We start from the raw sequence: 12,379 nt of genomic DNA, 5'->3' as shown, positions 1-12,379 counted from the left end.
CATGTTAAAGAACGCGCAAATTGGTCAACCGGTACATAGCCAGCCGGTGGTGTCTACCGGCTCAGTGATTGGACAAGTCAGCAGCGTGCTGGCGGTGATTGTTCTGTTGATCCTTGCCTGTGGCTGGCTGGCAAAACGCCTCGGGTTTGCCCCGAAAACCGTCAACACTCAGGCGTTGAAGATCAGCGCCAGTGTGCAGGTCGGCCGCCAGGAACGTGTAGTGATTGTCGATACCGCCGATGCGCGTTTAGTGCTGGGCGTGACCGCACAGCAAATTACGCATCTGCACTCACTGCCGCCGGTGCCACCGGAAGAGTGGGTGAGCAAAAACGTTGCGCCGCAGGATTTTCGTCAGCTGTTGCAAAATCTGGTTAAACGTCCCGGAAAACCCCAATGATGCGTCGATTGCTTCCCCTTCTGCCGCTGCTTTTACTGGCACCGGTTGCCCATGCGCAATTACCCGGTCTGGTGAGTCAACCGCTGGCCAACGGCGGCCAGAGTTGGTCACTGCCAGTGCAGACGCTGGTGTTTATCACCGCGCTGACCTTTATTCCGGCAGTGTTGCTGATGATGACCAGCTTCACGCGCATCATTATAGTTTTTGGTCTGCTGCGTAACGCCCTGGGCACGCCTTCTGCGCCGCCCAATCAGGTGTTGCTTGGCCTGTCGCTGTTTTTAACCTTCTTTATTATGGCGCGACCTTCGACAAGATTTACAGCGACGCCTATTTGCCGTTCAGCCAGGACAAAATCAGCATGGACGTGGCAATTGAGAAAGGTGCACAGCCGCTACGTGAATTTATGCTGCGCCAGACGCGCGAAGCGGACTTAGCATTGTTTGCACGTCTCGCTAACACCGCGCCGATTGCCGGTCCGGAAGCCGTTCCAATGCGCATTCTGCTGCCGGCTTACGTCACCAGCGAATTGAAAACCGCTTTCCAGATTGGTTTCACCGTGTTCATCCCGTTCCTGATCATCGACCTGGTGGTCGCCAGTGTGTTGATGGCGCTGGGGATGATGATGGTGCCGCCCGCGACCATTTCCCTGCCGTTCAAGCTGATGCTGTTTGTATTAGTGGATGGCTGGCAGCTGCTGGTGGGTTCACTGGCACAGAGTTTCTACTCCTGAGTGGCTCACGCCCTCACCTTTTTTGTCACAGGAGCGCAGCATGACCCCCGAATCCGTCATGGTCATTGGCCAGGAAGCGATGCGTATCGCCCTGATGCTCGCCGCCCCGCTATTGCTGGCGGCGCTGGTCAGCGGTTTAATCATCAGTTTGTTGCAAGCGGCAACGCAGGTAAACGAACAGACGCTCTCCTTTATCCCGAAAATTCTCGCGGTTGCCGCCACTGCGGTGATTGCCGGTCCGTGGATGCTAAACCTGGTGCTGGATTACATGCGTAATCTGTTTACCAACCTGCCTTATATCATCGGTTAATGATTAATCTCGATAGCAGCCAGCTGATTCATTGGGTCGCACAGTTTTTCTGGCCGATGGTGCGACTGTTGGCGCTATTCGCCAGCGCCCCGGTGCTGAGCGAAAAATCCATCCCCAAGCGTGTGAAAGTCGGCCTTGCCGTGCTGACCACATGGATTGTGATTCCGGTGCTACCGCCGGTGGAAGTCACACTATTTACCCCCGCTGGTTTCTGGATCCTGCTACAGCAATTGTTGATTGGTGTTGGCATTGGCCTGACCATGCAGTTGGCGTTCGCCGCCGTACGTATGGCCGGTGAAGTGGTGGGTTTACAGATGGGATTATCCTTCGCGACCTTCTTTGATCCGGGCAGTCGTCTTAACATGCCGGTGCTGGCTCGTTTTCTCGACATGCTGGCAATGCTGCTGTTTCTCACCTTCAATGGACATCTGTGGTTAATTTCGCTGCTGGTGGACAGTTTTCATACCCTGCCGATTAACGATCAACCTCTCAACGCCAATGCTTTTATGGCGCTGGTGAAATCCGCCGGATTAATTTTCCTTAATGGCATGATGTTAGCGCTGCCCTTAATAGTTCTGTTGCTCACGCTAAACATGGCACTAGGTTTGTTAAACCGTGTTTCACCTCAGCTGTCGGTTTTCGCCATTGGCTTCCCAATTACCTTAACGGTAGGGATCCTTAGCCTGGGTATGATGATGCCGTTACTTGCCCCCTTCTGCGAACATCTCTTCGGCGAAGTCTTTGATTTACTCGCGCAGTTTGTGTCAGAACTCTCCCGCGCCAGCTAATTAACCATTCTGCAGTGATTCTTATGCAATAGTTAAGTATTCAAAATCAATCTGTGCATTTTTCGAACCATATTTCTCAGAAATCAACTGAGGTTATTCTGATAAATGCGCATTTCAGGTGAAAATTATTCTTATTAAACGGCGCTTCGCGTATTTTAGTCAGACGATTCCTAAGGTGGTAAACCTTGAGAATTGGTTGAAAAAATGCTCAAAGGGCTGTTTTTAAACAAAAAAATATTACAGCGATTTTTCTTGTCTAAATCCCTTTTTTCCGGCATTGTCAACACTCGCTGAAACGTCACACTTTCGCGAATCAAATGTTTTTAAGAATTGTCCTATCAGATTTGTCTGTGACTTGCGCGATAGTGACAGGGCTCTCAAAAACAGAGCGATTTACACACTTAATGCAAACTCCCGGCGATTCCCACTATCGCGGGGACAAGAGTGACGTGGAAGTAACACAAAAAAACTTCGCAGCAGGGTTCAGGGAAGAGTCATGATGGCGCACGGATATCATTCGCCAGTCTGCCGAGCAGAATAAAAAAGTGTCTTTGGAAATCTCTCTCGTACCGCAAACGCGTATTCATCGTTGATTTAAACGGATAACAAATTGGTGAGGGTCGCTATAATGCCAACGATTATTATGGATTCATGTAACTACACACGCCTGGGATTATCAGACTATATGTCGGCCAAAGGAGTTAAAAAGAAAAATATTACTCCGGTCTCTGATATTGAACAATTGCAGCAAAGATGTGAACAGCTTAAACCCGGTGTCGTTTTATTAATGAAGAGTGCTTCATTCATGAATCCGATTCCAGCGATCGTATTCGTGCCATTATTATGCAGCATCCAGATACGCTATTCTTTATCTTCATGGCGATCTCGAATATCCATTTTGAGGAATATCTCTACGTTCGTAAGAACCTGATTATTACATCAAAATCGGTAAAAACCTCGACTCTGGATTCACTGTTAGGCACCTATCTGCAAAAGAAACTCAATGCCTCTCCACGTATTTCCGCTGGACTGGATATTCACCCACTGACATTAAGTCAGACTGAATCAAATATGCTGAAAATGTGGATGTCAGGACATGACACCATTCAAATTTCAGACAAGATGCAAATTAAAGCAAAAACGGTATCGTCACACAAAGGTAATATTAAACGAAAAATTAAGACACATAATAAACAGGTTATTTATCATGTGGTGCGCCTTACCGATAATGTAACCTCAGGGATCTATGTCAACGTGCGATAATCCCTCTGGTAAACCGACTGAGTAAATAGCCGTAGCCGGCAAAGGGCCAATTCGCTGATTGGCCCTTTGCCGTTTTAGTGCGTTTTGCGAGCCAGATCTCACTTCGTCGCCTAATCCTTTGCCGCCTTTTGCCGATGGTTGTTCTCAGAACACCTACCTAAAATGAGAGCAAGGATATGAAAACAGCATCGATTGATGGGCAATATAAGCTCAGCATCTGGCAGAACCTGCGCCTGATGCCTCTTTTCAGCATGATCTTTGGTGGCATTCTGCTGCTTTTTGCCCTGTGTATTGGCCTCGCCAGTTACTTCTTAATTCAGAGTAATAATTCCCTGAACGATGCCACGGATGAAATTCAAATTCGCATGGGCATTTCGAACAGTTCAAACCATTTACGCACTGCTCGCCTCAATGTGCTGCAATCAGGTGCGGCCGCGCGTATCGGTGAGATGGATGGCTATCGCGCCGATCTGGCTCGCACCGAAACACGCATTAAGCAGGCGCGAGACGGTTTCAAAATCTATATGGATCGCGAAGCAAAAACGCCAGAAGATATCGCGCTGGATACCCCGCTCACCGCAGCCTTCAATGACTATATTGATAAAGGCTTAAAGCCGATGATTGAATCGGCTAAACAGGGCAGCTTTGAAGGCATCGTGGCACAGGAAACTGACGTGACGCGTAAGTTGGATGATGCGTATAACGCGGTATTATTGAAAGCGATCAAGATCCGTACCGACCGCGCGGATGCCATTAATGCCGCTGCCGCCCATCAGTCTCGCGTGGGCTTTATTGCCATGGCCGCGGCTTTTGCTGCTGCTTTGGTATTGGTCTTGCTGACCTTTATCTTCCTGCGTCGCGTGGTGATCACGCCTTTACGTCTGTCGGTTGAACGCATTGAACGAATTGCTCAGGGCGACCTGACGGCACCTGAACAGGCCTATGGCCGCAGCGAGATCGGCAGCCTGCTGCATAACTTACAGCTGATGCAGGCCGCACTGGTGCGCACGGTTGGCACGGTGCGAGAAGGTGCCGTGGCGATCTATCAGGGTTCCAGTGAGATATCTGCCGGCAACACCGATTTGTCCTCGCGTACGGAAGAGCAGGCTTCGGCGCTGGAGCAGACCGCCGCCAGCATGGAGCAGCTAACCGCCACCGTGAAACAGAATGCTGAGAACGCCCATCATGCCAGCCAGCTGGCAGCAGATGCCTCCGGTAAGGCGCGCAGCGGCGGCGAACTGGTGCACGGCGTGGTGAAAACCATGAATAATATCTCCGGCAGCTCGAAGAAAATTGCCGAGATCACTAACGTGATTAACAGCATCGCTTTCCAGACCAATATTCTGGCGCTGAACGCGGCGGTAGAAGCGGCGCGTGCCGGTGAGCAAGGACGTGGTTTTGCCGTGGTGGCGAGTGAAGTGCGTAATCTGGCGCAGCGCAGTGCTCAGGCGGCGAAAGAGATTGAATCACTGATTGCGGAGTCGGTGGCGTTGATCACCAACGGTTCGCATCAGGTGGGTGAAGCCGGTACAACCATGGGCGAAATTGTCGAGGCCGTGCGTCGTGTGACCGATATCATGTCTGAAATTGCCGCCGCTTCTGATGAGCAGAGCCGGGGTATTCAGCAGGTGAGCCTGGCGGTTACGGAGATGGACAACGTCACGCAGCAAAATGCCTCATTGGTTGAAGAGGCCTCATCCGCTGCGGCTTCACTGGAAGATCAGGCGGGCCGTCTGACTCAGGCCGTGGCAGCGTTTAAATTAAACGATTCGCCAGCTTCGCGTTTGGTGACGTCCGCAACAACGGCATTGAAATCCCCCACGTTAGCCCCGCGTCCAGCTTTGGCTGCACCGGGCAATAATGATAACTGGGAAACCTTCTGATTCGGCTGAGTCGCCATAAATAGCGACAAATTGGGATATCAACAGGTGCGCAGTTATGCGCACCTGAATGACGTGCTAACTAGACTTCAACGTACGGCTCGACAAACACCCCTTCTGCGTGATCGCTTTCATTGAAGAACCAAATTCCCAACGGATAATCCTCCAGCGCCACCAGATACATGGTGCCTTCATTAAACCCTTCCACCGCCAGCACGGTTCCCACGCGACGCGGTCCACCGTCAGTTTTTACCGTTACACGATCATTGACCTGCATTGATCACTCTCCAGAAATTGTCCTGAACACAGTGTAACGGAAGAAAATCATGGCTGCCTGATCGGGATCAGCGTCGAGCGATTACCCACACGGCGTGCACAATGCCCGGAATATAGCCGCACAGCGTCAACAGAATGTTGAGCCAGAAAGCGCCGCCAAAGCCCACCTGCAGAAACACACCGACCGGAGGCAACAAAATCGCAATCACAATTCGAATAAAATCCATACTAACTCCCTGATATCACTTATTTATCATTAATCTGTAAGCATAGCCGCTGTTTTGATAAATGTGATGACAGGCGGGTAAAGTTCTGTCAAATCAGAGCTTTTCACTTTCTTAACGTTACACAGAGAGACTTCTGACGCGGGCAACTCGTACACTTCTCCGTACTGCACCAACCCCAAAGGCGCAGTCAACCTAAAAGTAACAAGGATTTTTGCCCGCGCAGCGCGGGCTTTTTTTGTCTGAAATCCGCCCTTTCCGCTCACACTCCCGCATTGTCTATACTGATGATGAATCTCATTGCCTCTGGGAGGCCCACTATGACCACCGCCAAAGAGTACAGTGACAACGTGCAGCGCGAAGTGAATATCGATGTGGATGCATTGCTGGAAGCCATTCAAAAGAAAACGTCCGGCGAGGTGAAAGAGTTTATGGAGGCGGAGCACGCCCATCGCGTCAAAGTGAACGGTGAAGCATACGATTCGTATACTGAACTGGCAGAAGCGTTTGAACTCGATATTCGTGACTTCTCGATCAGTGAAGTGAACCGATGAAATCGATTACATAAAAAAATACCCGGCTGGATGGCCGGGTAAAATAAATCAGTAAATTCGTTACACCAGGAAATTCTTAACACCTGAGTCAGACTACGCTTTAGTCAACACAAGACAAGTCCCAATCTTGCGTGTAAAACGAACAAATATGCATGACCTTCCCCATTTGTTACCGAAAACACCGCGCACCTGCTATGTTTCCCTGTGCACAAAATACGCATGCCCCACTTTGTGACCGTTTCTATTTAAGATTTATCCTGGATTAGCTGGCAGATAAACCTCGAAAAAGTGTGATCGCGATAACCCTATTATACTGATATCTCTTTGCTTTACGGATGCGCCCAGCGTAAGGAGTGTGAAGATGCTCAGACTGAATTCGTCGCTGATGATAATCACCGACCTGGATGGTTCGCTGCTGGATCATCATGACTACAACTGGGATGCGGCAACAGAGTGGTTAGCACGCCTGAAACAGCATGCCATTCCGCTTGTCATTTGTTCCAGCAAAACGGCGGCAGAAATTGTGCCGCTACAAAAACGCCTTGGCATCAGCGGCTCACCGTTTATCGCCGAAAACGGTGCCCGCATCGCGTTAGAGGGTGAACTCAGCGTGGCTGATGAACCCGGGGAAGACTACCTCGCGCTGTGTCATTCGCTAAAAGCACTGCAATCCCACTTCCGCTTTAGCGGCTTTCATGATTTCAGTGACGCAGAAGTGGCGCGCTTCACCGGTCTAACGCTGGCGGAAGCCAGCCAGAGCCGCCGACGCGATGCCTCTGAAGTGGTGTTGTGGCGTGATGATGCCGATAAACTGGATGCATTCCGCGAGGCGCTGGCAGAACAACATCTGGCGCTGACGCAGGGCGGCCGCTTCTGGCATGTGATGCCCGCAGGCTGTGGCAAGGGTGTCGCTCTGCAACAGGTGCAGCAGCATCTTGCACAGCGTGAAGGCAGCAAGCGCATCACCATTGGCCTTGGGGATGGCCCCAACGATGCGCCGATGCTGGAGCACGTCGATTATGCGGTGGTGATCAAAGGCTTCAGTAAATCTCCGGTGGTCCTGACCCGTAGCGATCAACAAAACATCTATCACACTGCACATGTTGGCCCGCTGGGCTGGCGTGAAGGGCTGGACTATTTTCTGGCGCAACCCGACTAATCGCCTGACCAAAGGATGAGAAGATGAGTGATTTTTACCAGAATGGCGTAATAACTAATTTTCATAATCTCACCCATCGTAGCGTTGAATCGCTGGAAAAAGAGATGGTGCGTTTCGCGCGTAAACGCAAAATGGGGCTGATCTTGCCTTCGCTATTTTCCGAGCTGGAAGGTCCGGCGCTGGACAACATCGTCAACGAACTGGCAAAAGTGCCCTATCTTGACGAAATCGTTATTGGTCTCGATCGCGCCGATCGCGATCAGTTTCTGTTTGCCCGCGAATTCTTTTCCCGTCTGCCACAACGACATCGCATCCTGTGGAATGATGGTCCGCGTTTAAAAGCGCTGGATGCTGAACTGGATAAAGAGGGTTTGTCGCCGAGCCAGCCGGGCAAAGGGCGCAACGTGTGGTTCTGTACCGGTTATACGCTGGCCTCGGACCGCACCCAGTGTGTGGCGCTGCATGATTGCGACATCGTCACCTACGAGCGCAGCATGCTGGCGCGCTTGCTTTATCCGCTCGCCAACCCCGCGTTTCAATATGAGTTCTGCAAAGGGTTCTACGCCCGCGTGGCGGACGGCAAGCTGAATGGTCGCGTGGGTCGTTTGTTGGTGGGGCCGTTACTGCGCTCGCTGCAGAAGGTGTATGGTCATTCCGAATACCTCGATTACCTCACCAGCTTCCGTTATCCGCTTTCCGGCGAATTCGCCATGCGCACCCATGTGCTGAACGGCATTAAAATTCCCGGCGACTGGGGACTGGAGATTGGCGTGCTCTCGGAGATTTACCGCAACTACACCACGCGACAGACCTGTCAGGTGGAGATCGCTGATAACTACGATCACAAGCACCAACCGCTGGCGGAAGAAGATGGCACCGGCGGCCTGAAACGCATGAGCAATGATATCGTGCAGTCGCTGCTGCGTAAGCTGGCGACCATGGGCGTGCCGCTCACCAGTGACTCGTTCCGCGTGCTTAAAGCCACTTATTATCGCAATGCGCTGGATATGATGGAGATCTACAATCACGAAGCGACCATGAACGGCCTAAAGTTCGATCAACACATTGAGGAAGCGGCCGTCGAAATGTTCACCCAGGCGATACTGGATGCCGGACAGGCGTTTATTGAACGGCCGAATGAGAAGCCGTTTATTCCCAGCTGGAGCCGCGTGCAATCCGCCTTCCCGGACATCCTGCAGCGTATTTATCAGGCGGTGGAAGAAGATAACGACGGCAAAGTTTAACCTTCCGCACATACCCGATTACGGCCGCCGGTTTTCGCCAGATAGAGACGTCGATCGGCACTGGCTTGCAGGCTTTCGGCATGGTAATCGCCCTGCTCTTCGCTGCCGGTGACACCCGCCGATAAAGTAATACTGAAGGTGGTGCTGGCGTTAACCAGGATAGTTTTCGCCGCCAGCCGCGCACGGATGCGCTCTGCCACCGCGCGGGCATCGGCCAGGGTGGTTTCGGGCAGCACGATGCAGAACTCTTCACCACCAATACGTCCCGCCACGTCATATTTGCGCAGCGTGTGGCTAATCACGCCCGCCACCCGGATTAATGCCTGATCGCCCGCCGCATGTCCCCAGGTATCATTGACCTTTTTGAAGTAGTCGACGTCCAACTGAATCACCGCAATTGGCGTCTGCTGTTGCTGACTGCGCGCCGCCAGCAGGACAAACTGCTCAAAGAACGCATTACGATTGAGCAGCCGCGTCATGCCATCATAATTGGCGCGCCAGGTGAGTTTGGCTGAGAGATCATCCATGCGCCGCACCAGGCGGATGATCACCTGATGCGCCACCAGCAGCAGTAAAACAAACAGCAGCCACATAGCCAGTAAAAATAGCGACACGCGGCCCAACTCCTGCGACATACCCTGCTTCAGGCTCTGGATGTTGACGATATAGGCATCGACATTTTTCAGCTTGCTCCAGCTGGCAAACTGGGTGCCAAGGCGCATCACACCGCCAGGCAACTGCCGCATACGGCTCTCCAGCCGATCCTGCTGTTCCGGCGTCAGCGGTTTATCGTCAGGCGCATGCAAGCGGGTGATTTCATGCATCGAGCGGTCCACTATCAGCAACTTGCCTTGTAGCAAGCTGTGTCGAGCTTCGGTCATCAATGCCTGTATTCGCGACTGGGTAAAATCCATCGACAGCACACCATACCAATAGCCATTACTGACGATCGGTGTGCTCACCGTCATCATTAGCCCTTCGTTGAATTCGCCCTGATAGGCTTCGCTCCAGCGCAGCCGACCGTGCAGCGGATTATTCGGGTCCTGCTCGCGAAAATAGGGACGCTGCGTCATGGTGCCATAACTTTCTTCCAGCTCCTGCGGACTTTGCGGTGGCCTTGAGCTGATAAAAAACCGGCGCGCGAGATATACCAAAAGCGTGAGTGGAAATCCTGAGCCGGATCGCCAAACTGCATGATAAAACTTAACTCCAGCGCGGCACGCAATTCCTCGTTGATTTGATCGTTATTACGCACCAACAGCGGATCGCGCGCTAGCCAACTGTCACTGACGCCATTCAGCGGCATACTGCGCAGGCTGGCCAATGTTAATTGCCAGGTCGTTTGCTGCCGCTGCTGCTGAAAGCGGGCAATCACTTCGCGCGTGTGACTCGAATCCAGTGGATGCATCAACGCATAGTTGAGCATTTTCTCGTAAAACATCAGCTCATCAATGCTTTCCTGAAACTGGCTGTCGAGGTTTTCTGGATTTCAGCCAGCTGCGCCCGTTGACGCTCTTCATAGTTATTCTTCAGTTCAACCGCTTCGTGCACGGTGAGAAAGGCAGAAAACAGAAAGACCGCCAGAAAGCAGAGATGCACCGGCAGAAACGGATTACCTGCGCGTGGCGGCAAAAGCGAAGTGGGCATTGGCAACCGGTTATCGGTAAGGGGTGAATGCGAAAAGTGTAGTCAGCGGAAGAAAAAGCGTACAGGCAAGGATCAAAGGAAAATCAGATAGGTAAAAAAGCAACGGGACGGTGGAAACCGTCCCGCAGGCGTTAGCTGGCCAGTTGGCGCGCTCCGGACAAGTGACTCAGTTCGTCACTGCGGAACGCCTCACAGCGCACGCTATAGCCATCATACCAACGACACTCTACCATTCCGCTGGCATAGCCGGTCACCACCATCGTGGGTCCGCCCTCTTTATGCTGAACTTCGTCACTGATCGCAAAGGTCATACCGCGCCCTCCCTTTTTCCGTTGAATGAACGGATAAAGTTATAGCAGCTGGGCAGCTTTTACGCCTATAGGATAATGCTATTACTGTGACGAAATCGGAATAAGCAGTGTAAAATGTTGTTTATAAAAAAAGCCGATAAAATTTATTATCGGCTTTGAAACGTTTCCCGGGTGGGAAATCAGATTTTGCAGCCTTCGCAGTCCGCTTCATCGCTGATCTCTGCCGGTACTTCATTGGCTTTCTCAGCGGCTTTGGCTTCAGCCTGCTCCAGCTGCGCATCGATATCAAATTCAAACATATCGTCGTTCATCATCGTTCTCCTGACCCGTGATTAATAAATTTCCTGCGCTTTATACCGATTTACCGCGTGCCTTCGCAACCAGATTTACCGCCAACAGCACGATCGACCCAATGATAAAGCCAAGTACCAGATTGGCGCCGTTGCTCAAAAAGGCCGAGACCACGCCATGGAAGCCGCTGCTGTATTCGCTGATCGCGTGATGCAACGGCGCAATACCGTGCACAATGATGCCGCCGCCCACCAGGAACATCGCAATGGTGCCGACCACTGACAACACCTTCATCAGCCACGGCGCCAGCGCCAGCAACGCGCCGCCGGTGGCTTGCGCTAACGTTGAAGATTTCTCACGCAGCCAGTAACCGAGATCGTCGATTTTCACGATCATCGCCACAATACCGTAAACGCCAATGGTCACCAGAATCGCGATCCCCGCCAGAATCAATACCTGATTCAGCAGCGGTGCCTCGGAGACGATGCCCAGCGTAATGGCGACAATTTCGGCGGAAAGAATAAAGTCGGTGCGTACTGCGCCTTTGACTTTATCTTTCTCAAACTGGCGCGCATCCTGCTGTGCCAGCTTATCAAGACGCTGCTGTCGCGCCTCCGGGCTGTCTTCCGCTTTATCGTGATTCAGGCTATGTAACACCTTCTCCACGCCCTCGTAGCACAGGTAAGCGCCGCCCAACATCAGTAACGGTGTGATCAGCCAGGGCGCGAACGCCGAAATAATCAGCGCCAGCGGCACCAGTATCAATTTATTGAGAAAAGAGCCTTTTGCAACGCTCCAGACCACGGGTAATTCACGGTTGGCTTTTACGCCGGTTACCTGCTGCGCATTGAGTGAAAGATCGTCACCCAATACGCCCGCGGTCTTCTTTGCCGCGACCTTGCCCATCACTGAAATATCATCAAGCAGCGTCGCAATGTCATCCAGAAGCGTAAGTAAGCTGGTTCCTGCCAAAATATTTATCCTTATTCCGGTTCGTGATCCTGACAACAGGGGCAACGCTCAACTGCCGTCACTGACATATCGGCGATGCCCGCACAGTCCCATTCGACGCGAAGTGTCTGCCCAGCAAGATCCCCGGCGTGCACATATTTGCTCACCGGACTTTCCGTCATCCCACTGATCTCTTCAGTGGCCACCAACTGCTCGCCAAGGTAAATACGTGCCGTCGCGTGGGTGTTCACCATCCGCTCATCGCGAAGTTGATACAGGCGTTTGACCGTCAGTTTGATACTGCTCATGGCTCGATTCCGCGTCCCAGAGAAAGAGGTGATCTAAACCGTTATG

16 protein-coding genes and 2 pseudogenes are annotated in these 12,379 nt (G+C 52.0%); 9 read left to right on the top strand and 9 right to left on the bottom strand.

All coding sequences use genetic code 11. The annotated features are described in order from the left end of the window. The first annotated feature begins 1 nt into the window (after window position 1). The 6 genes and pseudogenes from fliO (at window position 2) to HA45_RS24930 (ending at window position 5,371) form a co-directional block, all read left to right on the top strand. Window positions 2-397 (top strand): flagellar biosynthetic protein FliO, encoded by a 396-nt coding sequence (gene fliO / locus HA45_RS24955; RefSeq protein WP_100700839.1) that lies wholly within the window; start codon window positions 2-4, stop codon window positions 395-397. Next, window positions 397-1,127, top strand: a pseudogene (gene fliP / locus HA45_RS24950) (flagellar type III secretion system pore protein FliP). Before fliO ends, fliP begins: the two are co-directional and overlap by 1 nt. 40 nt (window positions 1,128-1,167) lie before the next feature. Then, window positions 1,168-1,437 (top strand): flagellar biosynthesis protein FliQ, encoded by a 270-nt coding sequence (gene fliQ / locus HA45_RS24945; protein ID WP_100700840.1) that lies wholly within the window; start codon window positions 1,168-1,170, stop codon window positions 1,435-1,437. Beyond that, complete coding sequence (gene fliR, locus HA45_RS24940) at window positions 1,437-2,225, top strand: flagellar biosynthetic protein FliR (protein ID WP_100700841.1); 789 nt, start codon at window positions 1,437-1,439, stop codon at window positions 2,223-2,225. Before fliQ ends, fliR begins: the two co-directional genes overlap by 1 nt. Window positions 2,226-2,853: 628 nt before the next feature. After that, window positions 2,854-3,488: pseudogene (gene rcsA, locus HA45_RS24935) on the top strand (transcriptional regulator RcsA). A gap of 176 nt (window positions 3,489-3,664) precedes the next feature. Further along, window positions 3,665-5,371 (top strand): methyl-accepting chemotaxis protein, encoded by a 1,707-nt coding sequence (locus tag HA45_RS24930; protein WP_100700843.1) that lies wholly within the window; start codon window positions 3,665-3,667, stop codon window positions 5,369-5,371. A 79-nt stretch (window positions 5,372-5,450) separates the two neighbouring features. Here the strand turns inward: HA45_RS24930 and dsrB are convergent, their stop codons facing one another. Together dsrB and HA45_RS24920 are read right to left on the bottom strand one after the other, a co-directional pair. Continuing rightward, window positions 5,451-5,645: a protein DsrB gene (gene dsrB, locus HA45_RS24925; protein ID WP_100700844.1), complete on the bottom strand. Its 195-nt coding sequence runs from the start codon at window positions 5,643-5,645 to the stop codon at window positions 5,451-5,453. Window positions 5,646-5,712: 67 nt separating this feature from the next. After that, window positions 5,713-5,871 carry a YqaE/Pmp3 family membrane protein gene (locus HA45_RS24920; protein WP_100700845.1) on the bottom strand — a complete coding sequence of 53 codons (159 nt, stop codon included), beginning with the start codon at window positions 5,869-5,871 and terminating at the stop codon, window positions 5,713-5,715. A gap of 317 nt (window positions 5,872-6,188) precedes the next feature. Here HA45_RS24920 and yodD point away from each other — a divergent pair, with 317 nt between their 5' ends. The 3 genes from yodD to HA45_RS24905 all read left to right on the top strand — a co-directional run bounded on the left by yodD (window position 6,189) and on the right by HA45_RS24905 (window position 8,825). Next, window positions 6,189-6,422 carry a YodD family peroxide/acid resistance protein gene (gene yodD / locus HA45_RS24915; RefSeq protein WP_100700846.1) on the top strand — a complete coding sequence of 78 codons (234 nt, stop codon included), beginning with the start codon at window positions 6,189-6,191 and terminating at the stop codon, window positions 6,420-6,422. A 361-nt stretch (window positions 6,423-6,783) separates the two neighbouring features. Further along, window positions 6,784-7,581, top strand: coding sequence for a mannosyl-3-phosphoglycerate phosphatase-related protein (locus HA45_RS24910; protein WP_100700847.1), 798 nt, complete (start codon window positions 6,784-6,786; stop codon window positions 7,579-7,581). A gap of 23 nt (window positions 7,582-7,604) precedes the next feature. Next, on the top strand, window positions 7,605-8,825 hold the full coding sequence (locus tag HA45_RS24905; protein WP_100700848.1) for a glycosyltransferase family protein: 1,221 nt from the start codon (window positions 7,605-7,607) through the stop codon (window positions 8,823-8,825). On the opposite strand, the gene HA45_RS24900 is transcribed toward HA45_RS24905, so the two are convergent. From HA45_RS24900 to HA45_RS24885, 7 genes are all read right to left on the bottom strand, one after another. Continuing rightward, window positions 8,822-9,898, bottom strand: coding sequence for a diguanylate cyclase (locus HA45_RS24900; protein ID WP_244563536.1), 1,077 nt, complete (start codon window positions 9,896-9,898; stop codon window positions 8,822-8,824). The genes HA45_RS24905 and HA45_RS24900 overlap by 4 nt on opposite strands. Next, the gene (locus HA45_RS28505) at window positions 9,895-10,266 is read right to left on the bottom strand and encodes a hypothetical protein (protein WP_244563535.1); all 372 of its coding nucleotides are present in this window, start codon (window positions 10,264-10,266) and stop codon (window positions 9,895-9,897) included. Before HA45_RS28505 ends, HA45_RS24900 begins: the two co-directional genes overlap by 4 nt. Further along, entirely contained in the window at window positions 10,266-10,472 is a 207-nt protein-coding gene (locus HA45_RS28500; protein ID WP_244563534.1) for a hypothetical protein, read from the bottom strand. The genes HA45_RS28505 and HA45_RS28500 overlap by 1 nt, the downstream gene beginning before the upstream one ends. A 131-nt stretch (window positions 10,473-10,603) precedes the next feature. Next, window positions 10,604-10,783: a YodC family protein gene (locus HA45_RS24895; protein ID WP_100700850.1), complete on the bottom strand. Its 180-nt coding sequence runs from the start codon at window positions 10,781-10,783 to the stop codon at window positions 10,604-10,606. A 179-nt stretch (window positions 10,784-10,962) separates the two neighbouring features. Continuing rightward, the gene (locus HA45_RS28775) at window positions 10,963-11,097 is read right to left on the bottom strand and encodes a hypothetical protein (protein ID WP_255348773.1); all 135 of its coding nucleotides are present in this window, start codon (window positions 11,095-11,097) and stop codon (window positions 10,963-10,965) included. A gap of 37 nt (window positions 11,098-11,134) precedes the next feature. After that, window positions 11,135-12,046, bottom strand: coding sequence for a DUF808 domain-containing protein (locus HA45_RS24890; RefSeq protein ID WP_100700851.1), 912 nt, complete (start codon window positions 12,044-12,046; stop codon window positions 11,135-11,137). 11 nt (window positions 12,047-12,057) lie between these two features. After that, window positions 12,058-12,333, bottom strand: coding sequence for a hypothetical protein (locus HA45_RS24885; protein ID WP_034824504.1), 276 nt, complete (start codon window positions 12,331-12,333; stop codon window positions 12,058-12,060). Between the last annotated feature and the right edge of the window lie 46 nt (window positions 12,334-12,379).

Origin of the sequence: Pantoea rodasii (genome assembly GCF_002095465.1) — a bacterium.
Taxonomy (GTDB): Bacteria; Pseudomonadota; Gammaproteobacteria; order Enterobacterales; family Enterobacteriaceae; genus Pantoea; species Pantoea rodasii.
Note: the sequence above shows the minus strand (reverse complement) of the source record. Positions and strands in the feature narration are given on the sequence as shown.